Annotated in this window: 18 protein-coding genes and 3 tRNA genes; 6 read left to right on the plus strand and 15 right to left on the minus strand. The window is 59.6% G+C overall.

Annotated features, from left to right (window positions below; genetic code table 11):
- Positions 1–82: 82 nt before the first annotated feature.
- The gene (locus GWQ44_RS11965) at positions 83–2,122 is read right to left on the minus strand and encodes an NADPH-dependent 2,4-dienoyl-CoA reductase (protein WP_275927405.1); all 2,040 of its coding nucleotides are present in this window, start codon (positions 2,120–2,122) and stop codon (positions 83–85) included.
- Between the two features lie 210 nt (positions 2,123–2,332).
- On the opposite strand from GWQ44_RS11965, the gene GWQ44_RS11970 reads away from it, so the two are divergent.
- Entirely contained in the window at positions 2,333–3,463 is a 1,131-nt protein-coding gene (locus GWQ44_RS11970; protein WP_275927406.1) for a carbon-nitrogen hydrolase family protein, read from the plus strand.
- Positions 3,464–3,466: 3 nt separating this feature from the next.
- The gene (locus GWQ44_RS11975; protein ID WP_047305349.1) at positions 3,467–4,507 is read left to right on the plus strand and encodes an AraC family transcriptional regulator; all 1,041 of its coding nucleotides are present in this window, start codon (positions 3,467–3,469) and stop codon (positions 4,505–4,507) included.
- An 18-nt stretch (positions 4,508–4,525) separates the two neighbouring features.
- Here GWQ44_RS11975 and GWQ44_RS11980 read toward each other — a convergent pair whose 3' ends face one another.
- The 3 genes from GWQ44_RS11980 to GWQ44_RS11990 all read right to left on the minus strand — a co-directional run bounded on the left by GWQ44_RS11980 (position 4,526) and on the right by GWQ44_RS11990 (position 6,806).
- Complete coding sequence (locus GWQ44_RS11980) at positions 4,526–4,654, minus strand: hypothetical protein (protein ID WP_016968473.1); 129 nt, start codon at positions 4,652–4,654, stop codon at positions 4,526–4,528.
- A gap of 311 nt (positions 4,655–4,965) precedes the next feature.
- On the minus strand, positions 4,966–5,814 hold the full coding sequence (locus GWQ44_RS11985; RefSeq protein WP_275927407.1) for a DUF2242 domain-containing protein: 849 nt from the start codon (positions 5,812–5,814) through the stop codon (positions 4,966–4,968).
- A 92-nt stretch (positions 5,815–5,906) separates the two neighbouring features.
- Positions 5,907–6,806: a LysR family transcriptional regulator gene (locus GWQ44_RS11990; RefSeq protein ID WP_275927408.1), complete on the minus strand. Its 900-nt coding sequence runs from the start codon at positions 6,804–6,806 to the stop codon at positions 5,907–5,909.
- 124 nt (positions 6,807–6,930) lie between these two features.
- Between GWQ44_RS11990 and GWQ44_RS11995 the strand changes: the two genes are divergently transcribed.
- The gene (locus GWQ44_RS11995) at positions 6,931–8,136 is read left to right on the plus strand and encodes an MFS transporter (protein WP_275927409.1); all 1,206 of its coding nucleotides are present in this window, start codon (positions 6,931–6,933) and stop codon (positions 8,134–8,136) included.
- 54 nt (positions 8,137–8,190) lie between these two features.
- On the opposite strand, the gene GWQ44_RS12000 is transcribed toward GWQ44_RS11995, so the two are convergent.
- The gene (locus GWQ44_RS12000) at positions 8,191–9,069 is read right to left on the minus strand and encodes a sterol desaturase family protein (RefSeq protein ID WP_275927410.1); all 879 of its coding nucleotides are present in this window, start codon (positions 9,067–9,069) and stop codon (positions 8,191–8,193) included.
- Between the two features lie 66 nt (positions 9,070–9,135).
- On the opposite strand from GWQ44_RS12000, the gene GWQ44_RS12005 reads away from it, so the two are divergent.
- Complete coding sequence (locus GWQ44_RS12005; RefSeq protein ID WP_275927411.1) at positions 9,136–10,101, plus strand: AraC family transcriptional regulator ligand-binding domain-containing protein; 966 nt, start codon at positions 9,136–9,138, stop codon at positions 10,099–10,101.
- 66 nt (positions 10,102–10,167) lie between these two features.
- Here GWQ44_RS12005 and GWQ44_RS12010 read toward each other — a convergent pair whose 3' ends face one another.
- From GWQ44_RS12010 to GWQ44_RS12050, 9 genes are all read right to left on the minus strand, one after another.
- Positions 10,168–12,039, minus strand: a complete 1,872-nt coding sequence (locus GWQ44_RS12010) for a SurA N-terminal domain-containing protein (RefSeq protein WP_275927412.1) — start codon at positions 12,037–12,039, stop codon at positions 10,168–10,170.
- Between the two features lie 226 nt (positions 12,040–12,265).
- Positions 12,266–12,538, minus strand: a complete 273-nt coding sequence (locus GWQ44_RS12015) for an HU family DNA-binding protein (protein ID WP_011062271.1) — start codon at positions 12,536–12,538, stop codon at positions 12,266–12,268.
- A 148-nt stretch (positions 12,539–12,686) separates the two neighbouring features.
- The gene (lon, locus tag GWQ44_RS12020) at positions 12,687–15,083 is read right to left on the minus strand and encodes an endopeptidase La (protein WP_047305355.1); all 2,397 of its coding nucleotides are present in this window, start codon (positions 15,081–15,083) and stop codon (positions 12,687–12,689) included.
- Between the two features lie 162 nt (positions 15,084–15,245).
- Positions 15,246–16,529: an ATP-dependent Clp protease ATP-binding subunit ClpX gene (gene clpX / locus GWQ44_RS12025; protein ID WP_016965273.1), complete on the minus strand. Its 1,284-nt coding sequence runs from the start codon at positions 16,527–16,529 to the stop codon at positions 15,246–15,248.
- A 106-nt stretch (positions 16,530–16,635) separates the two neighbouring features.
- Entirely contained in the window at positions 16,636–17,277 is a 642-nt protein-coding gene (gene clpP, locus GWQ44_RS12030; RefSeq protein ID WP_016965272.1) for an ATP-dependent Clp endopeptidase proteolytic subunit ClpP, read from the minus strand.
- A 92-nt stretch (positions 17,278–17,369) separates the two neighbouring features.
- On the minus strand, positions 17,370–18,680 hold the full coding sequence (gene tig, locus GWQ44_RS12035) for a trigger factor (RefSeq protein ID WP_016965271.1): 1,311 nt from the start codon (positions 18,678–18,680) through the stop codon (positions 17,370–17,372).
- Positions 18,681–19,090: 410 nt separating this feature from the next.
- Positions 19,091–19,175 (minus strand) — tRNA-Leu (locus GWQ44_RS12040).
- A 57-nt stretch (positions 19,176–19,232) separates the two neighbouring features.
- Positions 19,233–19,308: transfer RNA gene (locus GWQ44_RS12045), tRNA-His, on the minus strand.
- Between the two features lie 32 nt (positions 19,309–19,340).
- A tRNA-Arg gene (locus GWQ44_RS12050) sits at positions 19,341–19,417 on the minus strand.
- Between the two features lie 280 nt (positions 19,418–19,697).
- Between GWQ44_RS12050 and folD the strand changes: the two genes are divergently transcribed.
- The gene (gene folD / locus GWQ44_RS12055) at positions 19,698–20,552 is read left to right on the plus strand and encodes a bifunctional methylenetetrahydrofolate dehydrogenase/methenyltetrahydrofolate cyclohydrolase FolD (RefSeq protein ID WP_016965270.1); all 855 of its coding nucleotides are present in this window, start codon (positions 19,698–19,700) and stop codon (positions 20,550–20,552) included.
- A 295-nt stretch (positions 20,553–20,847) separates the two neighbouring features.
- Positions 20,848–21,786: a D-alanyl-D-alanine endopeptidase gene (gene pbpG, locus GWQ44_RS12060; RefSeq protein ID WP_016965269.1), complete on the plus strand. Its 939-nt coding sequence runs from the start codon at positions 20,848–20,850 to the stop codon at positions 21,784–21,786.
- Positions 21,787–21,839: 53 nt separating this feature from the next.
- Here pbpG and GWQ44_RS12065 read toward each other — a convergent pair whose 3' ends face one another.
- Positions 21,840–22,514, minus strand: a complete 675-nt coding sequence (locus GWQ44_RS12065; protein ID WP_275927413.1) for a PA2778 family cysteine peptidase — start codon at positions 22,512–22,514, stop codon at positions 21,840–21,842.
- Positions 22,515–22,739: the final 225 nt, after the last annotated feature.

Here is a 22,739-nt window from a genome sequence, read left to right on the forward strand (position 1 = left end):
CTCGTTGCAGCGCGATTGCCCGCTGGGCGAGTCCTGCGGCCTGGTGCGCAGCCTGCGGCAGCGGCTACAGGACGGCAGGCCGTTACAGCTCGGCGGCCAGGCGCGAGCCCTGGTTGATGGCGCGCTTGGCGTCCAGTTCGGCAGCCACATCGGCACCGCCGATCAGGTGCACGTTCTGCCCCGCCGCTACCAGGCCGTCCTGCAGCTCGCGCAGCGGGTCCTGACCGGCACAGATGACGATATTGTCCACCGCCAGCACGTGGGGCTCACCCGCTTCGCCGATGCGGATATGCAGGCCGGCATCGTCGATCTTCAGGTACTCGACACTGTTGAGCATCTGCACCTGCTTGTTCTTCAGCCCTGTGCGGTGAATCCAGCCGGTGGTCTTGCCCAGGCCGTCGCCGACCTTGGATTTCTTGCGCTGCAACAGGAACACCTGACGCGCCGGCGCATGGGGCTCGGCCTTGATTCCGGCCACGCCGCCGCGGGCCTGGAGCTGGGTATCGATGCCCCACTCCTTCCAGAACGCTTCGCGGTCCTGACTGGTGGCCACGCCCTGGTGCACCAGGAATTCGGAAACGTCGAAGCCGATGCCACCCGCCCCGATCACCGCCACGCTCTTGCCCACCGGCTTGCGCTCCAGCAGCACGTCCAGGTAGCTGAGGACCTTGGGGTGCTCCACGCCAGGGATCGTCGGCAAGCGCGGGGCGATACCGGTGGCCAGGATGATCTCATCGAAACCGCCAGCCACCAGTTGCTCCACATCCACCCGGGTGTTGAGGCACAGTTCGACATGGGTGGTCTGCAGCTTGCGCTTGAAGTAGCGCAGGGTTTCGTAGAACTCTTCCTTGCCCGGCACCCGCTTGGCGATGTTGAACTGGCCGCCGATCTCGCTGGCGGAGTCGAACAGGGTCACCTGATGACCACGCTCGGCGGCCACGGTGGCGGCGGACAGGCCCGCCGGGCCGGCACCGACCACGGCAATCTTCTTGATCTGCTTGACCGGCAGGTAGTTGAGCTCGGTCTCGTGGCAAGCGCGGGGGTTGACCAGGCAACTGGTGAGCTTGCCGCCGAAGGTGTGGTCCAGGCAGGCCTGGTTGCAGCCGATGCAGGTATTGATTTCGTCGGCACGGCCTTCAGCGGCCTTGTTGACGAAATCCGGATCGGCCAGGAATGGCCGGGCCATGGACACCATGTCGGCATCGCCCTCGGCGAGGATCTGCTCGGCGACTTCCGGGGTGTTGATGCGGTTGGTGGTGATCAGCGGAATGCTCACCGAACCCCGCAGCTTGGCCGTGACCTTGCTGAACGCGGCCCGCGGCACCTTGGTGGCGATGGTCGGGATCCGCGCTTCGTGCCAGCCGATCCCGGTGTTGATGAGGGTCGCGCCAGCCGCCTCGATGGCCTGGGCCAGTTGCACGATCTCTTCCCAGGTGCTGCCGCCTTCCACCAGGTCGAGCATCGACAGGCGGAAGATGATGATGAAGTTCGGACCCACCGCTTCACGCACCCGGCGGACGATCTCCACCGGCAGGCGCATGCGGTTTTCATAGCTGCCGCCCCAGCGGTCGGTGCGGTGGTTGGTGTGTGCGGCGAGGAACTGGTTAATGAAATACCCTTCCGAGCCCATGATCTCGACGCCGTCATACTCGGCCTTCTGGGCCAGGGTCGAGCAGGTGACGAAGTCGCGGATCTGCTTCTCGATGCCTTCCTCGTCCAGCTCCTTGGGCTTGAACGGGTTGATCGGCGCCTGGATCGCGCTGGGCGCCACCTGCTTGGGGCTGTAGGCATAGCGCCCGGCGTGGAGGATCTGCATGCAGATCTTGCCGCCGGCCTCGTGTACCGCGCGGGTCACGATCTGGTGCTTGAGCGCCTCTTCTTCGGTGGTCAGCTTGGCCGCGCCGGAGTACACCCCGCCCTCATCATTGGGACCGATGCCGCCGGTGACCATCAGGCCCACGCCGCCCCGGGCGCGCTCGGCAAAATACGCCGCCATGCGCTCGAAGCCACCAGGCTTCTCTTCCAGACCGGTGTGCATGGAGCCCATCAGGGTACGGTTGCGCAGGGTGGTGAAACCCAGGTCGAGGGGGGCCAGCAAATGCGGGTAAGGTGCTCCAGCCATGGTGTCTCTCCAGATCGGGCAATCACGGGAAAATGCGAAAGCTCTGCGGCCTCCATCAGTAGTGCTGCACAGACTAAGAGCACCGCACCCGACGCTCAATGACCGTAACTGACAACTTATTGATCCAAACGCGCAGCGCCCCTTGGCAAGTGCCAGCACGGGCCCTACCCTAGTCGGCGAATCCTGCACACGGCCGCCGACTGTTTTCCCATGCGCAAACTTCTTTACCTCACCTTGTCCCTGGCCCTGCTTGCCGTCATCACCCGTTATGCACTCTGGACCCACGACCGGCCGGGGGCGCATTACCTGTCGGACCTGCGCATCGAACTGGCCGTGGACCAGGGCGTCCCTGCCGATCACGGCAACCTGCTGGCGATCCAGCCGGAGCTGTTCCCCACCGATTACCAGAGCCCCGAGCGCCTGCACCGCAAGCTCGCCGCCTACCTGCAACAGGCCCGGGACAAGGGTCTGGTGAATGCCAAGACCGTCGTGGTGCTGCCGGAACACATCGGCACCTGGCTGATGGTCAGCGGCGAAAAGAATGAGCTGTACCAGGCCGTGTCCTTGAAAGAAGCAATGAACTGGCTGGCGGTGAGCAATCCGCTGCCGTTCCTCAAGGCACTGATCACGGCCAAGGGAACCAGCCGCCTGGACGATGCGCACCTGCGCATGAAGGCGAAGAAGATGGCCAAGGAGTACCAATTGCTGTTCGGCGGCCTGGCCAGGGAGTTCCAGGTGACCCTGGTGGCCGGCTCGATCATTCTGCCCGAGCCCAGCGTCAGCCAGGGCAACCTGCAGATCGGTAGCGGCGCCCTGTACAACAGCAGCCTGGTGTTCGGCAGCGACGGCCTGCCCATCGGCCAACCCCAGCGCCAGCTCTATCCCACCCATGCCGAAAGCGGCTATGTGCGAGGCGATGCCAAACAGGGGGTACAAGTCGTCGACACTCCCGCCGGGCGCCTGGGGGTGCTGATCGGCAGTGACAGTTGGTACCCGGACAACTATCGCCAGCTCAATGACCAGGGCGCACAACTGGTCGCGGTCCCGGCCTTTGTCATGGGCCGCGATGGCTGGGAGCGACCCTGGCGCGGCTTCAAGAGCATCACCACCCCCAGCGAGGTCAGCCTCAAGCCGGAGGAAACCAGCGAAGGCGAAGCCTGGCATCGCCTGACCCTCACCGCACGCCCGCCCAGCAGCCTGGCCAGCGCCGGCGTCAGCGTCTTCCTGCGCGGCCAGTTCTGGGACCAGCGCAGCAGCGGCCAGAGCTTCATCAATAGCCACGGCCAGACGTTCGCCGATCAGGGCACGACGGGCGCCCGCTTGCTGAACCTCTGGCTGTAAAGCATGAAGACCACGCCAATGCGCCTGGGGGACCTGTCGGTGGGCTTTGTCCACAGCCTGGCGGACGCGGTCCGCAGCCACGGCCAGGACCCAACCCCCTTGCTCGAACAATATGCACTGGATCCGGCCCGACTGGCCGAAGCCGGAGCACGCCTGTCGATCCCCCGCTACATGCGCCTGGGCCATGGCGCGATCCAGCTCACCGGCGACCCGGCCCTGGGTCTGCGCATGGGCCGTCTGAGTCGGCTGAGCCAGCTCGGCCTGGCCGGCGTCACTGCCGCCCAAGCCCCAACCGTGCGTGAAGCGGCCCGTTGCCTGACTCGCTTCGAAGCGCTGTACGGTTCCAACTATCGCGGTCAGTCGAGCTTTCACGAAGATGCCGGCGGCGCCTGGCTACGCTTCTATTCCATCAGCCCATACAACGCCTACAACCGCTTCGTGGTCGACTCGATCATCTCCGGGTGGCTGCAACAGCTGTCCAGCCTCTGCGGTCAGACCCTGCTGGCCGAGCAGATCGACATCGAGTTCGAGCGCCCGGACTACCACGACGCCTACGCCATCCTCGGCCCCACGCCCATCCAGTTCGCCGCCGAACAGAACCAACTGCGCCTGAGCCAGGCCAGCCTGGCCCTGCGCAATCCGGAACACTGCCCGAGCACCTGGCGGCATCTGCTGCAGTTGTGCGAAAGGGAGCTGGAACAACTGACCCGCACTCGCAGCCTGCGCGAGCGCATCATTCAATTGCTGGGACCTTTGCTCAATGGTGGCCGTGAGCCCGACCTGGAAGAAGTGGCGATGCGCCTGAAGCTGCCGACCTGGACGTTGCGGCGCAAGCTGGCGGAAGAAGGGACGCAGTTCCGGGCCATTCTCAATGACACCCGGCGCGACCTGGCCATGACCTACATTCGCGATACCGAACTGGCGTTCGGCGAGATTGCCTATCTGCTGGGCTTTGCCTCAGCCGAGGCGTTTCAGCGGGCGTTCAAGCGCTGGAATGGCCAGACGCCTGGGGAGTTTCGCCGCTGCCATCGACAGTTCGGCTAAAAAAAAACGCCACCGGCGTTACAGCTCGGTGGCGTCTTCTGCGGGTTCCAGGGGATCGAGCTCGAAAGCTTGATACTCCAGCAGTTCCTCTTGGTATTCGTCCATCGCGGACTCCTTTCTCGGTTGATTGAATAGCTCTGTGACCATTGACCGTCGGCACCAGCATAAAGTGCCGGGATGACAGAAAAAATACTACCCCCCAGGTCAGGATTTCTGCAATGAAAACGTAACAGCCCATGAGCAATTCAGCCGCCGGTTGTTACCGACGGTTGCGGCCCATCCACTAAGCTGGGAAAAACTGCGAGCATTTTTTCGAAATGGCCGCCGACACTTCACTGCCTTGGCAGCGTTGAAAGCCCTGGTCAATGACGGGAGATTTCTTACAGCCAGATCAGCGATACCTTGAGCCGTTATCGGATCGACGTTGAACGCGTCGACCCGACCTCGGCGCAGGTGTCTTAGTGCCCGCTGCTCGGCAGGGCCGGAATCGGCTCGCTCGGCGGCGGCAAGTGGCTGGCCGGTGGCGGCGTGATGGTTTCGCTGACGGGCGCGGGCTCACTGCTGGGGGCCGGCACGATCGGCGCGGCCTCGGCTGGCGGCGCCAGCGGTTGCGAGACGGCAGGTTCCGGCTCAGCAACGGGAGCCGGCGCCGCCAATGGTGCAGGCTCGGCCTGCGGCAGCGATGCCTTGGGTTCCGGCTTGGCCTGCGGCTCGGGCTTGCTCTCGGGAACCCCGAGGTCGGCCTTGGGTTTCTCTTCGATATGGGCGGCCTTCTTGGCCTCCGGCGGCAGGAACAGTTCCACCAGGGCGAAGTAGCGCTCATAGAACTTGGCCGAGGACACCGTCTCGCTGGCCACCTTGACCATCGAATCATCGGTGGAGCCGATCGGCATCGAGACCGAGCCCAGCACCCCCACGCCAAGGCTGGCCGAGTTGTTGACCTTCTTCAGTGCATAGCGGTCCTGCAGGGCGTTGGCGAACACCGTCGAGCGCTGGTCGCCGCTGCCGTCCCGGGCGCAGACCACGTTGAAGCTGATTTCCAGGTGAGTCTCGCCGGTTTGCTGGAAGCTCTTGTGACCGCTGACCAGCTTCGGATCATTGCTGGTGATGATGTAGCCCTGGCTGAGCAGGGCACGGCGCGCGGCCTCGCAGGAGGCGGCGTCGCTCACCGGATAATTGCGCGAGAAGGTGCCGGAATCATCGAAGCTTTCATGCTCATAGATAGCGGTCTTGTGCGAGGAACAACCGGCGATCGCGGACAACAGCAACAAGCCGGCCGCCGCGCGCAGATGAAATGATCTAAACATCGAAAATCCTGAGGAAAACGCTCCGGGGCGTATTGTGCAACAGATCAATGCCGCGCAGCGCAGGTAATTGGTGTCTTAAATTTCATACAAGTCTACTGACCGCTGTTTGCCGGAAAAAGTCGTTCGCTCAAGTGCTCGATCAGCACCCGCACCTTGGCCGCTGCATGCCGGCTCGATGGCCACAGCACCCAGAAGACGCCGTTGTGCTCCAGATAGTCGTCGAGCACGGTTTGCAACTCGCCGCGCTGCACTGCCGCCTGCACCATGAAATCGGGCAGGCAGGCAACTCCCAGCCCACTGCGCGCAGCGTGCTCCACCGCCTCGATGGAGCTGCTGGTCAAACGGGTCGGCAGCACCGGTTCCGGCGAGTTGGCCTGGGCCTTGAACGGCCAGGCTTCGAGTTTGCCGGTGTGATGAAAGGTGTGCCGCAGACAAGCATGCTCACGCAGCTCCTGCGGGGTTTGAGGCACCCCGTACTGCTGAAAGTACCCGGGGCTGCCCACCAGCAGCATGCGAAAGCGCCCGAGTTGGCGAGCCAGGAGCCGCGAGTCCTTGGGGTGGCCGGTACGTACCACCAGATCGAAGCCCTCCTCCACCACATCCACGATGCGATCGCAGAGGTCGACGTCCAGCTCGATCTGCGGGTAACGCCGCATGAACTCCGCCAGCACCGGCATCAACAGGCCGTGGACCTGCGGTGCACTGATTCGCAACTTGCCCACCGGCGCACTGGAAGAGTCACACAGCTGGAACTCGGCGGCCTCGACCTCGGCAGCGATCCTGCGGCAGCGCTCGAGAAAACCGGCACCTTCGGCGGTCAGGCTGATACTGCGAGTGGTGCGATGAAACAGACGGATCTTAAGACGCTCCTCCAGACGCGCGATGCTTTTGCCAACCGCCGAGGAAGACACCCCAAGAAGACGCCCCGCCTCTGTGAAACTACGGGTTTCCGCCACCTGCATAAACACCGGAATACTGCCGAGCCAATCCACAGCGCCCCCTCGAAACCAAGGACTTCTATGTCCGATAAGTTCGGAACCTTAGCCTATTTTTCCGCCATGCACAGCGCCCTAGGCTAGGCCCCTCTCTTTCAAGCCAACCTATCGGGGCCTCCACATGAGCAATACCGTCAACGCCTGCGAGCTGTTGCAAGTGCCTGCCGAACCCAGCGATCGCCTGCCTGTTGGCGGTCTGCTGGCCCTGGCGACTGCCGGGTTCATCACCTTGATGACCGAGACCCTGCCTGCCGGCCTGCTGCCGCAGATAAGTGCCGACCTGGGCGTCTCGGCGGCACTGATCGGCCAATGGGTAACCGTGTACGCCTTGGGGTCGCTGCTGGCAGCCATTCCACTGATTCTCCTCACCCAGGGCTGGCGGCGGCGCCCGCTGCTGTTGATCGCCATCGGCGGCTTTGCCCTGGTCAACAGCGTTACCGCACTCTCCACCGACTACCGCCTGATTCTGCTGGCACGCTTGTGCGCCGGAGTCTTCGCAGGCCTGCTGTGGGCATTGCTGGCAGGCTACGCCAGCCGCATGGTGGCGCCACACCTGCAGGGCCGGGCGATTACCCTGGCCATGCTCGGCGCGCCGCTGGCCTTGTCGGTGGGCATGCCTGCCGGGACCTGGCTGGGCGGCCTGCTGGGCTGGCGCATGAGCTTTGCCGTCATGACCCTCCTGACCCTGGGACTGATCGGCTGGGTGCTGGCTCAGGTGCCGGACTTCCCCGGGCTGCGCGCGCAGAAGCGCCTGTCGCTTGGCCGGGTCCTGGCCTTGCAGGGGATCCGGTCGGTACTGTTCGTGACCTTTGCCTATGTGCTGGGGCACAACATTCTCTACACCTATATCGCGCCCTTTCTTCAGCCGGCCGGGCTTGGCGGGCAGATCGAGCGGGTATTGCTGGTATTCGGCCTGGCCGCATTGCTGAGCATCTGGCTGGTGGGCCTGCTGATCGACCGCTGGCTGCGTGAGCTGGTGCTGCTCGGTTGCCTGCTGTTCATCGGCTCGACCCTGATGCTGGGTCTGCTGGATGACTGGCCAATGGCGATCTACGCAGCGACCGCTATCTGGGGGCTGTCCTTCGGCGGCATGGCCACCCTGTTGCAAACCGCATTGGCCAAGGCTGCAGGCGAGCACGCGGACACCGCGCAGTCGATGCTGGTCACCCTATGGAACCTGGCGATTGCCGGCGGCGGCCTGGGTGGCGCCTTGCTGCTGCAAGGACCGGGAGTGGCGACTTTCCCCTGGGTGATTGCCGCCCTGTTACTGATCAGCCTGATGGTGGCGGTGCGCGCTCGGCAGCAGGGTTTTCCCGCCCGTCGCTGACCCGGCCCCAAGCACTGGCGACCGGGGTACTCGCGACACCGCGACATGTCAGGCCTAGCCTTCTGCCGCAGAGCCGGCCGGCAAGGCAGCGTCCACCTTGGAGGGCGCCGCGGAGCGGGCTTTGCGGCTGCGTACCAGCGGCCAGAACAGCTCTTCCTTCCAGTTCACCGGCGCCAGGTGCTCGATACCGAATGCAGTGGGCCGGCGTCGAGTGATCTTCGCGGTGCCAAACAGCACATCCCAGAGGAACAGCAAATTGCCGAAGTTGCCCTTGTAGTGGGTCACGCCATCCTCGGCACTCAGGCCGTGGTGGGCCGAATGGGTCGACGGAGTCGAAAATACCCGCTCCACCAGCCACATCAGCGGCCGCAGAAAACCGATGCGGTACAACTTGTCGTCCCAGGCCACGCTGCTGTGTGCGGCGAAGATCACCGTCATCTTGAGCACCAGGTAAACGTAATAGACCGGCGCCAGCCCGAGGTAGATCAGCACCCCGGAGAACCAGATCCCGGGCATCAACAGGTAATAAAAACTGTTGTTGCGGTAGACGATGCGAATGCTCATGTAGGGCGCCGAATGGTGGGCACGGTGCAAGGCATACAGCGCCGGCAGGCGATGGGTCAGACGGTGCCACCAGTACTGGGTCATGTCATCGAAGACCAGGAACAACAACAGGCCCAGCACCCAGGGCGTCTGCGCCAGCAGGCCCTTGGCTTGCGGCAGTGCCAGGCCCATGAGCGCGCCACTGGCCCACATCACCAAGGGAAAGGTCACGCCGAGCAACAGGCTTGAGCCCACCGCCTCGATCAACACATCGCGGCGCTGGCCACGGGGTTGGCGAAAAGTCGAACAGGCTATTTCCAGGAGGACGAAAAACCCGAAGATCGCCGAAACGATCAACAGCGGGTGGTTGGTCAGCAGATCGTGGTTCATGGCATTCTCGCTCTTGTGCTTATGGGCAACGCCCAACCATTAGAGATCAGCAAGGCGGCACTCTCTATGCGCGAAATGGACAGAATCCAGCGAGATCCGGCCAACCGGGTGACCCCACGCTTCCACCGCGGGCGCGTCGGCGAAGTCCTGCAACGCTTTCTCGATGACCAGAGCGCTACCACTCAGCATGACTACAATCTGCTGCACTTGGAGCAACTATGGCGCGCCGCGGCGGCGCTGGAACCGGCCATCGGCCTCAAACTGTTCGAGCGCTTCACGCCCCAGGACTGGCACGTGATCGCCCACGCCAGCCTCTATTGCCCGGATGTCGCCGCGGCCATGGCGTTCTGGGTACGCTTTGCGCCGTTAGGCTCGGATACCGACCGCGTGCAATGGATGACGGATGCCCAGGGTTCCGGGGTTGAAATCCATATCGACACCTCGGTGGAATTGAGCCGCTACCTGATCGAACACTATGGCGTCATGGCCATCACTCAACTGCGGCGAGGGACCGGTACTGCGCTTCAGCCGGTGCTGGCCTGCTTCAGCCATTCGCGCCCGGCTTATCACGCGCAATACCGGCATTGGTTCGGCGACCGGATCGAGTTCGACTGCCCGGCCAACCGCTTCTATTTCACCCCGCAAAACCTGCAACTGCCGCTACAGACCCGCCACGCCGGCATGCTCGAACTGCTGAGCCAAGAGCTGGATCGGCGGGTGGCCCTGCATCAACGGCACAGCGGCTGGGCTGCCAGAGTGGCGGCAGCCTGTCGCCAGGCATTGATGGCAGGCCAGTCACCGACCCTGGAAGGCCTCTGTGCTCATCTGCATCAAAGCCCGCGCACGCTACGGCGACGCCTGGAGGAACAAGGGCTGAGTTTTCGCCAACTGCTGGACCAGACCCGCGCCGAGCTGGAAATGCATCTGGAACTGCAAGGCGAATCTCGGGCGCAGATCGCGCTGCAGCTGGGTTACAACGATCAGGCGGCCTATCTGCATGCCCGCAAGCGCTGGAAAACCGCCTGCGCCTGAGGTTTATCCGGGCCAAAAAAACCCCGGCATGATGGCCGGGGTCTTTTCAACACTGCGGATCAGGCATCAGTAACGCTTGATGTCCGCCTGGTTTTCCAACTGCTTGCGATAAGCAGAGAAGTCCTGCTGGCCGATTCGCGAGGCCAGGAAGCGACGGTATTGAACCTTCTCTTCCTCGGTCGGCGCGGCGGCTTCGTTGACGCTGTTGAGTTGCAGCACCAGCAGGTTGCCGTTGGGCAGCGTCACGCTGGTGAAGGACGGCTTGTCCTTGGACTCAGGCTTGCTCATGCGGAACAGCGCCTGCAGTACGGTCGGATCGACACCGTCCTGGGCACGAGTCACGGCTTGCATGACCTTCCAGTTCTGACCGTCTACCGGCTTGTTCAGCGCGGTCTTGCCATCACGCAAGCTGGCGATCAGTTCTTCGGCCTTGGTCTTGGCCGCAGCACTGGCGTGCTCCTTGGCCAATTGCGCACGAATGGCGGTAGCAACACCTTCCAGCGGCAGTTGCTCAGGCTTGTGATGCTCTTTGACACGCAGCACCACGACGGTTTCAGGATCCAGCTCGATTGCGGTGCTGTTGGCACCCTCATCGAGAACCTCGGTGCTAAACGCGGCCTGCACCACGTTACGGTTGGCGGCGATGCCGTCACCGCCCTCACGGCCGAACGGCGCGGAGGTGTGAACAGTCAGTTTCAGATCCTGAGCCGGCTGTGCCAGATCGGAAGCCTCGAACGACGAATCTTCAAGCTGCTTGGTGGCCTCGACGAAACGCTGCTCGACCTGCTGGGTTTTCAGTTCGCGGGTCAGCTTGTCCTTGAGGCTGGCGAAGCTCGGCACTTGCGGTGCCTCAATGCCCAGCAGCTTGATCAAGTGGAAACCGAAGCCGGTACGCACCGGCGCCGACACCTGATCCTTGTTCAGCGCGTACAGCGCTTTTTCGAAGATCGGGTCGTAAACACCCGGGCCGGCGAAGCCCAGGTCACCGCCGTTACTGGCCGAACCTGGATCCTGGGAGAACTCCTTGGCCAGCGCCTCGAAGCTTTGACCCTTGGCCAGACGAGCCTGGATCTCCTCGATCTTGGCCTTGGCCTGGGCCTCGTTCACCTTGTCATTGACTTCAATGAGGATGTGCGCGGCACGACGTTGCTCGGACAGGTTGGCGATTTCTTTCTGATACAGCGCTTGCAGGTCTTCGTCCTTGACGCTGACCTGGTCGAAGAACGCGGCCTTCTTCAACTCGATGTAATCGATGACCACCTGGTCAGGAGTCATGAACTCCTTGGCGTGCTGATCGTAGTAGGCCTTGACCTCTTCGTCGGTCAGCTTGACTGCCGCCGGATCGGCCTTGATGGTCAGGGAAGCGAAATCCCGGGTCTGCTTTTCCAGACGAGCGAAGGCCAGCACCTGGGCGTCGGTCACAAAACCGCTGCCGGCAAGACCGGCACGTACCTGGCCGATCAGCATTTCCTGAGCCAGCATCTGGCGGAATTGCAGACGGGTGTAACCCAGTTGACGGATGACCTGGTCGAAACGCTCGGGGCTGAATTTGCCGTCCACCTGGAATTCAGGTGTCTGCAGGATCACTTGATCCAGGGCACCTTCGGAAAACGCGAACTTGGAATCCTTCGCCCCTTGCAGCAACAGCTTGCGATCGATCAGCCCTTTCAGAGCGGCTTCACGCAGCATCTTCTCATCCAGCAGTGAGGCATCGAAGTCTTTGCCCAACTGTTGCATCAACTGACGGCGTTGCATGTCGACGGCCTGGCTCAACTCGTTCTGAGTGATTTCCTCGCCGTTGACCTTGGCCGCGTCCTGGTTGTGGGTGGTGGCCTTGAAAATGGCATCGAAACCGGTCAACGCCAGCAGCGCGACGATGACCCCGATGATGGTTTTGGCAATCCAGCCTTGTGAATTGTCCCTGATATTCTGCAGCATACGTCCCCCAAAAACGGCTGTAATTCAATTTGAGCAGCCGTGGAGCGTGGGTAGAATCCGGATAGAAGAAAGGCGCATCCGAGGATGCGCCTTCTCGTAACTGGCGGAGCGGACGAGAGCTGAATCTGCAACCCTCTGCGTAAACCGATGGTGCATCGGTGAACTGGCGCCCCGCTGCCAGATCAGGCATGACCCCGACCCGGATGGGCAAAGACCCTGAAGAAACTTAGTTAACGGCTTCTTTCAGTGCTTTACCGGCTTTGAAACCTGGCTTTTTAGCAGCGGCGATTTCCAGAGTCTTACCGGTCTGTGGGTTACGGCCGATACGAGCTGGACGATCAGTTACGGAGAAGGTACCGAAACCAACCAGAACAACAGAGTCACCGGCCTTCAGAGCGCCAGTAACGGATTCGATTACTGCGTCCAGCGCACGGCCAGCAGCAGCTTTCGGGAGATCAGCAGATGCAGCGATAGCATCAATCAGTTCCGACTTGTTCACTCTAAGTCCCCTTATATATCTATGAGTATGATTCTAAGTTTTTTGGTGAAAGCAAAAACGAGTGCTGAATGGCCTACAGACACTTAAGAGCCGCTTTATAACAAGGGCTCTAAAAAGCTGTCAAGGAAGCCCCCCAGGCTAATGCGTATTAATGCGTGCTAATTCTTTCCTTAGAGTCAGACTCGCGTTTTTCGTCCTTTGCAACTATCTCGGGAGCCACATCCGGCAAGGGCTCCGGCGCGTATTGCAGCGCAATTTGCAGGACTTCGTCAATCCATTTAACCGGTTTAATCTGCAGATCCTGCTTGATATTGTCAGGAATTTCTTTCAAATCGCGAACATTCTCTTCAGGAATGATCACCGTCTTGATTCCACCTCGATGAGCGGCGAGTAATTTCTCTTTCAGTCCACCGATGGCCAACACCTGACCACGCAGAGTGATCTCACCAGTCATCGCCACATCAGCCCGTACCGGGATGCCGGTCAGCGCGGAAACCAGCGCCGTGCACATGCCTATGCCTGCGCTTGGGCCGTCCTTGGGAGTGGCTCCTTCAGGCATATGGATATGGGTATCGCGCTTCTCGTGGAAGTCCAGGGGAATGCCCAGGCTCTTCGCCCGACTGCGGACCACGGTCAGCGCTGCGGTGATCGACTCGACCATGACATCTCCCAGGGAACCGGTCTTGATCAACTGGCCCTTGCCCGGCACCACGGCCGCTTCGATAGTCAGCAATTCGCCGCCTACCTGAGTCCACGCCAAGCCGGTCACCTGACCGATCTGGTCCTGCTGCTCAGCAAGGCCGTAGCGGAACTTGCGCACGCCAAGGAAGTGCTCCAGCAGGTCGGAAGTGACTTTGACCGAGAAGCGCTTTTCCATCGCGTGCTCTTTCACCGCCTTGCGGCAGACCTTGGCAATCTGGCGCTCCAGCCCCCGCACACCGGCTTCGCGGGTGTAGTAACGAATGATGTCGCGGATCGCATCAGGGTCGAATTCCAGCTCACCCTTTTTCAGACCATTGGCCTGGATCTGCTTGGGCGACAGGTACTTGATCGCGATGTTGATCTTCTCGTCCTCGGTATAGCCGGGCAGACGAATCACCTCCATCCGGTCCAGCAATGCCGGAGGGATATTCATCGAGTTGGAGGTGCACAGGAACATCACATCGGACAGGTCGTAATCGACTTCCAGATAGTGGTCGTTGAAATTATGGTTCTGCTCGGGGTCCAGGACTTCAAGCAAGGCAGACGCAGGATCGCCGCGCATATCACTGCCCATCTTGTCGATTTCATCAAGCAGGAACAGCGGGTTGCGTACCCCGACCTTTGTCATCTTTTGAATCAATCTTCCTGGCATCGAACCGATATAAGTCCGGCGATGACCACGGATTTCCGCTTCGTCCCGAACACCACCCAACGCCATGCGCACAAACTTGCGATTGGTTGCGTTGGCGATCGATTCGGCCAGGGAGGTTTTGCCCACCCCTGGAGGCCCGACGAGGCACAGCACTGGACCACGGATTTTCTTGACCCGCTTTTGTACGGCGAGGTATTCGAGAATCCGCTCTTTGACTTCTTCCAGACCATAGTGGTCGGCATCAAGGATGTCTTCGGCACGTGCCAGGTCCAGGCGCACCTTGCTCTGAGCCTTCCACGGCACCTGCACCAACCAGTCGATGTAGGAGCGAACCACAGTGGCCTCGGCAGACATCGGCGACATCTGCTTGAGCTTGTTCAATTCGGCCTGAGCCTTGGTCATGGCGTCTTTGGGCAGACCAGCGGCGTCGATGCGCTTCTTCAGCTCTTCGATTTCGTTGTGGCCTTCGTCACCGTCACCCAGCTCTTTCTGAATGGCCTTCATCTGCTCGTTCAGGTAGTACTCGCGCTGGCTGCGTTCCATTTGCTTCTTGACGCGGCCACGAATGCGCTTTTCCACTTGCAGCAGATCAATCTCGGCGTCCAGCAATGCCAAGACATGCTCGACCCGAGCGGACAGATCAATGATCTCGAGGATTTCCTGCTTCTGCTCGATCTTCAACGCCATGTGCGCAGCCATGGTATCTACCAGACGGCTTGGCTCATCGATGCTGTTGAGAGAGGACAGCACCTCGGCAGGGACTTTCTTGCCCAGTTGCACATACTGCTCGAACTGGGACAACAAACTACGGACGAACACTTCCGACTCACGGTCAGGAGCGTCGACTTCGTCAATCAGAGAGACTTCAGCACGGCAGTGACCATCAACTTCACTGAAGCGTTCAACAGCGCCGCGCTGTTCGCCTTCAACCAGCACCTTGACGGTGCCATCAGGCAACTTGAGCAACTGCAAGACAGTCGCAATGGTACCTACGCGATAGAGTGCATCTTCACCGGGATCATCATCAGCAGGGTTTCTCTGTGCCAGCAGAAGAATCTGCTTGTCGCCCGTCATCGCTGCCTCGAGGGCTTCGATCGACTTCTCGCGCCCCACGAACAGCGGGATAACCATGTGCGGATAAACCACAACATCACGCAATGGCAGGAGAGGCAATTCGATGGTTGTCTTCATGATTTCGCCTCTACGGCGGCCGTACGGCCGTAAACAGATGGAAGTAAGCTTGAAACCAAGATGGGGGCTGCCTGCAAAAAAAACAAGCTTAAAGACAGCACTTTAAAGACGCTAAAAGCAAAGGGGCCCGAAGGCCCCTTCTTTTAAGCAACACCACAACACTTACGCGTCTGGCGCAGCCTTGGCCGTCGGCTCACTGTTCTCATAGATGTACAGTGGCTGGGACTTGCCTTCAATAACGCTTTCATCGATCACTACTTTACTCACCTCGGATTGCGAGGGGATCTCATACATAGTGTCGAGCAGAACACCTTCGAGAATAGAGCGCAGACCACGAGCACCCGTCTTGCGTTCAAGCGCTCGCTTGGCGACCGACTTCAATGCATCAGTACGGAACTCCAGGTCCACACCTTCCATCTCGAACAACTTGGCATACTGCTTGGTCAAAGCATTCTTCGGCTCAGTAAGAATCTGAATCAAGGCAGCCTCGTCCAGCTCATCCAGCGTCGCAAGAACCGGCAGACGACCGACGAACTCCGGGATCAGACCGAACTTGACCAGATCGTCAGGCTCAACTTCACGCAGGGACTCACCAACCTTCTTGCCCTCTTCCTTGCTGCGAACTTCGGCGTTGAAACCGATGCCACCACGGGTGGAGCGGTTTTGAATAACCTTTTCCAGACCCGAGAAAGCGCCGCCGCAGATAAACAGGATGTTGCGGGTGTCAACTTGCAGGAACTCCTGCTGCGGGTGCTTGCGACCACCTTGAGGCGGAACGGAAGCGACCGTACCCTCGATCAACTTCAACAGAGCCTGCTGAACACCCTCGCCGGAAACATCCCGGGTAATCGAAGGGTTGTCAGACTTGCGGGAAATCTTGTCGATTTCATCGATGTAGACAATGCCCATCTGAGCTTTTTCTACGTCGTAATCGCACTTCTGCAGCAATTTCTGAATGATGTTCTCAACGTCCTCACCCACATAACCGGCTTCGGTCAGGGTGGTTGCGTCGGCAATGGTGAAAGGCACATTCAACAGACGAGCCAGGGTTTCCGCCAACAGTGTCTTACCCGAACCTGTAGGCCCGATCAGCAAGATATTGCTCTTGCCGAGCTCGACATCGTCGTTCTTTTTGTCACGCTGATTCAGACGCTTGTAGTGGTTGTAAACCGCTACCGCCAGAACCTTTTTCGCACGCTCCTGACCAATCACATACTGATCAAGGATGCCGCTGATTTCTTTAGGCGAAGGCAATTTATGCGCGCTGCTCTCGGCCTGTGCTTCCTGCACCTCCTCACGGATGATGTCATTGCACAAGTCGACGCACTCGTCGCAGATAAAGACCGAGGGGCCGGCAATCAATTTGCGTACTTCATGCTGGCTTTTGCCACAGAAGGAGCAATAAAGCAGTTTGCCGTTGTCCTCGCCGTTGCGGGTGTCAGTCATTCGATCGATCCAAATCCGATAGGCTTGCAACACAAGATGAAGGCAATTGCGGGCTTTTTCAAGTCCGCAGGCGGCCAGTTAAATCAGCCGCCTACATTTGAGTTGCTTAGGCAGGCATTTGACGCTTGTTGATCACGGAGTCGATCAGACCGTACTCCGCGGCGCGCTCGGCGCTCATGAAGTTGTCACGCTCGGTGTCACGCTCAATGGTTTCGAGGCTCTGACCAGTGTGGTGAGCCAGCAGCGAGTTCAGGCGCGAACGAATGTGCAGGATTTCCTTGGCATGGATGTCGATATCCGACGCCTGACCTTGGAAACCGCCGAGCGGTTGGTGAATCATCATCCGCGAGTTAGGCAGGCAATGACGCTTGCCTGCAGCACCGCCAGCGAGCAGGAAGGCACCCATGCTGCAAGCCTGGCCAATGCAGATAGTCGAAACGTCAGGCTTGATGAACTGCATGGTGTCGTAGATCGACATGCCAGCAGTTACCGAGCCACCTGGCGAGTTGATGTAGAGATGGATGTCCTTGTCCGGGTTTTCCGCTTCAAGGAACAGCAGTTGCGCCGCAACCAGGTTGGCCATGTAGTCCTCTACCGGGCCAATCAGGAAAATCACCCGTTCCTTCAGAAGGCGCGAGTAGATGTCATAGGCGCGTTCGCCGCGGGCGGACTGCTCGATAACCATCGGGACCAGGCCGCCTGCGGCCTGGATGTCAGAGCTCTGCTGATAATAAGAATTGCGGGACATGTCCTGCAGTCACTCCCAAATAGTCATGTCTTGAATACGCATAAGCCAGCACGAAGGCTGGCTTATGGTGTGTGCTTCGAACGAAAAGAAGATCAGTCGGCTTGAGGTGCTTCTACCGGCTTGACCGCTTCTTCGTAAGAGACCGATTTGTCGGTCACGCTAGCTTTCTGCAGAACAGTATCCACAACTTGCTCTTCCAGCACAACCGAACGGACTTCGTTCAACTGCTGCTCGTTCTTGTAGTACCAGGACACGACTTGCTCAGGCTCTTGGTAAGCCGAAGCCATTTCCTGGATCAACTCGCGAACGCGCGCTTCATCAGGTTTGAGGTCGAATTGCTTAACAACCTCGGCGACGATCAGGCCCAGCACTACGCGACGCTTAGCCTGCTCTTCGAACAGCTCAGCAGGCAGTTGATCCGGCTTGATGTTGCCACCGAACTGCTGCACGGCTTGAACACGCAGACGGTTAACTTCGTTGTCCAGCAGTGCCTTCGGCACTTCAATCGGATTGGAGGCCAGCAGACCATCCATAACCTGATTCTTCACTTTGGACTTGATAGCCTGACGCAGTTCGCGCTCCATGTTCTTGCGAACTTCGGCACGGAAGCCATCCAGACCCGCTTCTTTGATCCCGAATTGAGCGAAGAACTCTTCGGTCAGTTCTGGCAGCTTAGGCTCGGAAACGCTGTTGACGGTAACAGTGAACTCAGCGGCTTTGTTGGCCAGATCCAGGTTCTGGTAGTTCTCTGGGAAGGTCAGGTTCAGAACACGCTCTTCGCCAGCTTTAGCGCCAACCAGACCGTCTTCGAAGCCAGGAATCATGCGACCGGAGCCCAACACCAGTTGAGTACCCTTGGCCGAGCCACCTGCGAAAACTTCGCCGTCGACCTTGCCAACGAAATCGATGTTCAGCTGGTCGTCTTTCTGCGCAGCGCGATCAGCCACTTCGAAGCGAACATTCTGCTTGCGCAGGATTTCCAGCATGTTGTCCAGATCGGCATCAGCCACTTCAGCGCTCAGACGCTCAACAGCGATGTTTTCGAAACCGGCGACGGTGAACTCTGGGAATACTTCGAAAGTGGCAACGTATTCCAGATCCTTGCCCTTCTCCAGCACTTTAGGCTCGACCGAAGGAGCGCCAGCCGGGTTCAGCTTCTGCTCAACAACAGCTTCATAGAAAGAAGCCTGGATCACGTCACCCACTGCTTCTTGACGCGCGTCAGCCTCATAACGCTGACGAATCACGCTCATTGGAACCTTGCCAGGACGGAAGCCTGGGATTTTGGCCTTTTGGGCAGTCTGCTGCAGACGCTTGTTGACCTGGCTCTCGATGCGCTCAGCCGGCACGGTGATGCTCATGCGGCGCTCAAGAGCAGAAGTATTTTCAACAGAAACTTGCATGGATATTCCTCGTTGCACAGACGTTAGCCGGCCGTTTTCCGACCCCAGAATCAAGGGCATGCATTCTAGTGGGTCAAACTCAAGAAGTCACCCTACTGAAAAAGGGTGAAATACGACCGACAATGTGAAGGCGGGGACAAAGGGTTGAGCCTCGCCATGAGAGCAATTACTACAAATCCCGCCAGGGGCTCTAGACCAATCCTTCTATATATAGAAGGGATCGACCGGCCCACCCCTGACAAACACCAGCCAACAGCAGAAGCTCATACACCTGACGACCAGGAGCGAATCTGGGGCCACCGGTCAGCCCATTACATGCGGCTAGACCACAGCATCGAATCCAGAAACGAAAACGGCGCAGCCCCCTTTCAGGTGCTGCGCCGTGATCTGCTATTAACTAGCTACTTTAATGGTGCGGACGAAGAGACTCGAACTCTTACACCTTGCGGCGCTGGAACCTAAATCCAGTGTGTCTACCAATTCCACCACGTCCGCTTAACAAGCTTTTAAAGCAAAGGCGCCAGACTATTAATCTGGCGCCTTCTTCGAATATGGGGTGGACGATGGGGATCGAACCCACGACAACAGGAGTCACAATCCTGTGCTCTACCAACTGAGCTACGCCCACCATATTGCGTTACTTGTGCCAAAGCTGCCTAATGGCGCACCCGGCAGGACTCGAACCTGCGACCATCCGCTTAGAAGGCGGATGCTCTATCCAGCTGAGCTACGGGCGCCTTATTAATCTGTATTCTTTAATGACTACAAACTAATTGCTTTCAGTCGTTACGAGTTAAACATCAACTCTGCCCGACCTTCTTAACCAGTGCTAGGCTGTGCCCGACAAGTGCGACGAATGTTATAGACGAGCCGTTAGGTCGTCAACTCTTTTTTAAAAAAAATTCATTTAATTAAAGGAGTTAGGGGAATTTGCAGACCAAGCGCCTTTGCCCTCACGTCCCGACATGCGAGAATACGTTCTCTTTTTCTCTCCCTCTCGATGGTTAATCACGCGTCATGACTGCACAACTAATCGACGGCAAAGCGATCGCCGCTAGCCTGCGCCAGCAGATCGCCAAACGTGTCGCCGAGCGTCGCCAACAAGGCCTGCGTACTCCGGGTCTCGCGGTGATTCTGGTCGGCAGCGACCCGGCCTCTCAGGTTTATGTCTCGCACAAGCGTAAAGACTGCGAAGAGGTCGGCTTCCTTTCACAAGCCTATGACTTGCCCGCCAACACCACTCAAGAAGATCTGGCCGGTCTGATCGACAAGCTCAACGATGACCCGAATATCGACGGCGTCCTGTTGCAGTTGCCGCTGCCCGAGCACCTGGACGCCTCCTTGTTGCTTGAGCGCATTCGCCCGGACAAAGACGTGGATGGTTTCCATCCCTATAACGTCGGCCGCCTGGCCCAGCGCATTCCCCTGCTGCGCCCCTGCACCCCCAAGGGCATCATGACCCTGCTGCAAAGCACCGGTGCCGATCTGTACGGCATGGACGCAGTCGTCGTAGGCGCCTCCAATATCGTCGGTCGTCCGATGGCCATGGAGTTGCTGCTGGCGGGCTGCACCGTGACCGTGACTCACCGCTTTACCAAAGACCTGGCCGGCCACGTCGGCCGCGCCGATCTGGTCGTGGTTGCCGCGGGCAAGCCGGGCCTGGTCAAGGGCGAGTGGATCAAGGAAGGCGCCATCGTCATCGACGTGGGCATCAATCGTCAGGAAGATGGCAAGCTGGTGGGCGACGTTGTGTATGAGACCGCCCTGCCCCGCGCCGGCTGGATCACCCCCGTACCTGGCGGCGTCGGCCCCATGACCCGCGCCTGCCTGCTGGAAAACACCCTGTACGCCGCTGAAACGCTGCACAGCTGAGTGTTGCCAGCCCGCTTGAATAAGCCCGCCATTGGCGGGCTTTTTTATGCCCTCTCTGCACACACACGACCGCCGACATATAGCGCCTGAATCTTAGCGCCCCGGATCGAGCTGGACCTATCCTGATGAGCAGTTGCCACTCAGGGAAAACCGGTGTTTTTTCTTGGTTTTTAAGGGTTTTCGACTGACCGCTGAAGAACAATCGACAGTTCCTCAGCTATATTCATAAAATGTAACGTTTTCCCGAAAAAACCCGTTGCCAGACGGCATATCCATCTTTATCGAGTCCGCCCGCGTGAAAATTCGTCTCTCCATCCTCAGCTTGTTGTTTGCTGTGTCCGGCACCCTGATCGCGCACAGCGTCGACGCCAGCGAAACCACCGCGGCGCCAAGAGACACTTCACAGTTGCACATCGCCTCCGGCAGCGCCCTGCTGCTGGATCTGCAGACCAACAAAGTCATCTACTCCAGCAACCCGGACGTCGTGGTGCCCATCGCTTCGGTCACCAAACTGATGACCGCCATGGTCGTGCTCGACGCCAAGCTGCCACTGGATGAACACATCTCCATGAACATCAGCGACACCCCGGAGATGAAGGGTGTGTTTTCCCGGGTCAAGCTCAACAGTGAGCTGAGCCGTCGCGACACCTTGCTGATCGCCCTGATGTCCTCGGAAAACCGCGCCGCCGCCAGCCTCGCCCATCACTATCCAGGCGGCTACTCGGCGTTTATCGCCGCCATGAACGCCAAGGCCAAGTCCCTGGGCATGACCCACACCCACTATGTCGAGCCCACTGGCCTGTCGATCCACAACGTTTCCACCGCGCGCGACCTGAGCAAGCTGTTGGTGGCCGCACGCAAATACCCGTTGTTGAGTGAGCTGAGCACCACCAAGGAAAAGACCGTGGCGTTCCGCAAACCCAACTACACCCTGGGTTTTCGCAACACCGACCACCTGGTCAACAAGGAAAAATGGGACATCAAGATCACCAAGACCGGCTTTACCAACCAGGCTGGCCACTGCCTGGTGCTGGTCACCAGCATGGGCAACCGCCCAGTAGCCCTGGTGATTCTCGACGCTTTCGGCAAGTACACCCACTTTGCCGACGCCAGCCGTATCCGCAACTGGGTCGAGACGGGCAAAAGCGGTTCGGTGCCAGACGTGGCCTTGCGCTACAAGGCCGACAAGAACCTCAAGAACCACCAGAGCGCAGCCCCGCAAGCCTCACATTGATCCCCCCGCAAAAACAACGGCGCCCTAAGGCGCCGTTGTTGTCTTTTGAGCATTCAATGACCGTCGAGCGCCTTGCCGGCCCGAGCCGCCGCTTGCTCCTGGCCGGACTGGGCCAGATCGTTGGCCGCCTTCAACCAACGCTGGCGATCAACCTTGGCCGGCAGCTGGTTGGGCGCCTGAATCAATACCGCAAAACTGCCGGCGTCTTTCCAGGACGACTCGAAGGCACTGAAACTCATCAGTTGCCGACGACTTTTCGCCCCCCGCAACAGCACCGTCTGCTTATCCCGGTTATAACCGGCCAGAACCGCATAACGCGGCTGCGCCCACAAGCTTGAACCCTCGGTAAAGCGCACCAGCACCGGATAGCCTGCGGCCACCTGAGTCAGCAAGGCCGACAGATGATCATCCAGGGGATAGACCACCATGCCGTATTGCCGGGCCAGGCTCTGCAGGTTCTGCTGCAACTGCGCCTCGGCTCCCGGCAGATGCAGTGGCTTGTCCAGCAGCCCGGGGGTGATCACGACGCCCTGTTGCGACAACATACTGGCTAGCGCTCCGGGAGCGCTCTGGTACATCTCGCCACGGAAGAACGGCACGCTATTGAGCTCCACCCGCTCCGGCAGTCGCTGAATCTCCGGTTGTACGCTGCCGGCACAACCGGCCAGGCTCAGAACACAGGCGCTGGCCAGCAGCACCGCTCGAAATCGAGGAAATACCCGCACCATCATTGCTCTCTAATAGACAGACGCCGGACAACCCTGCTCCGGCTGGGGCCTTGATCATAGGGCCCTCGCGGGCGAGGGTATAGCGTTAGGCAGCAGTTAATTGCAAACCATAGAGCGAAGTGTTCGAAGACTCGCGACTATTGGTCAATAGCCTGAAACACAGGGGCTACTAGACTGTCCATTGGTAAGTGTGTGTGCCCTGAACAGGGCATATAAGGAGGCACT

The organism is Pseudomonas sp. 3MA1, from assembly GCF_029237275.1.
Taxonomy (GTDB): domain Bacteria; phylum Pseudomonadota; class Gammaproteobacteria; order Pseudomonadales; family Pseudomonadaceae; genus Aquipseudomonas; species Aquipseudomonas fluorescens_AP.

Coding starts and splice junctions, on each gene's coding strand:
- clpP (WP_016965272.1), bottom strand. CDS start 17,277: ATGTCCCGCAATTCTTATTATCAGCAGAGCTCTGACATCCAGGCCGCA.
- lon (WP_047305355.1), bottom strand. CDS start 15,083: ATGAAGACAACCATCGAATTGCCTCTCCTGCCATTGCGTGATGTTGTG.
- GWQ44_RS12010 (WP_275927412.1), bottom strand. CDS start 12,039: ATGCTGCAGAATATCAGGGACAATTCACAAGGCTGGATTGCCAAAACC.
- GWQ44_RS11985 (WP_275927407.1), bottom strand. CDS start 5,814: ATGTTTAGATCATTTCATCTGCGCGCGGCGGCCGGCTTGTTGCTGTTG.
- GWQ44_RS12005 (WP_275927411.1), top strand. CDS start 9,136: ATGCGCGAAATGGACAGAATCCAGCGAGATCCGGCCAACCGGGTGACC.
- GWQ44_RS11975 (WP_047305349.1), top strand. CDS start 3,467: ATGAAGACCACGCCAATGCGCCTGGGGGACCTGTCGGTGGGCTTTGTC.
- GWQ44_RS11980 (WP_016968473.1), bottom strand. CDS start 4,654: ATGGTCACAGAGCTATTCAATCAACCGAGAAAGGAGTCCGCGATGGAC.
- folD (WP_016965270.1), top strand. CDS start 19,698: ATGACTGCACAACTAATCGACGGCAAAGCGATCGCCGCTAGCCTGCGC.
- GWQ44_RS12065 (WP_275927413.1), bottom strand. CDS start 22,514: ATGGTGCGGGTATTTCCTCGATTTCGAGCGGTGCTGCTGGCCAGCGCC.
- tig (WP_016965271.1), bottom strand. CDS start 18,680: ATGCAAGTTTCTGTTGAAAATACTTCTGCTCTTGAGCGCCGCATGAGC.
- GWQ44_RS11970 (WP_275927406.1), top strand. CDS start 2,333: ATGCGCAAACTTCTTTACCTCACCTTGTCCCTGGCCCTGCTTGCCGTC.
- GWQ44_RS11965 (WP_275927405.1), bottom strand. CDS start 2,122: ATGGCTGGAGCACCTTACCCGCATTTGCTGGCCCCCCTCGACCTGGGT.
- GWQ44_RS11995 (WP_275927409.1), top strand. CDS start 6,931: ATGAGCAATACCGTCAACGCCTGCGAGCTGTTGCAAGTGCCTGCCGAA.
- GWQ44_RS12000 (WP_275927410.1), bottom strand. CDS start 9,069: ATGAACCACGATCTGCTGACCAACCACCCGCTGTTGATCGTTTCGGCG.
- clpX (WP_016965273.1), bottom strand. CDS start 16,529: ATGACTGACACCCGCAACGGCGAGGACAACGGCAAACTGCTTTATTGC.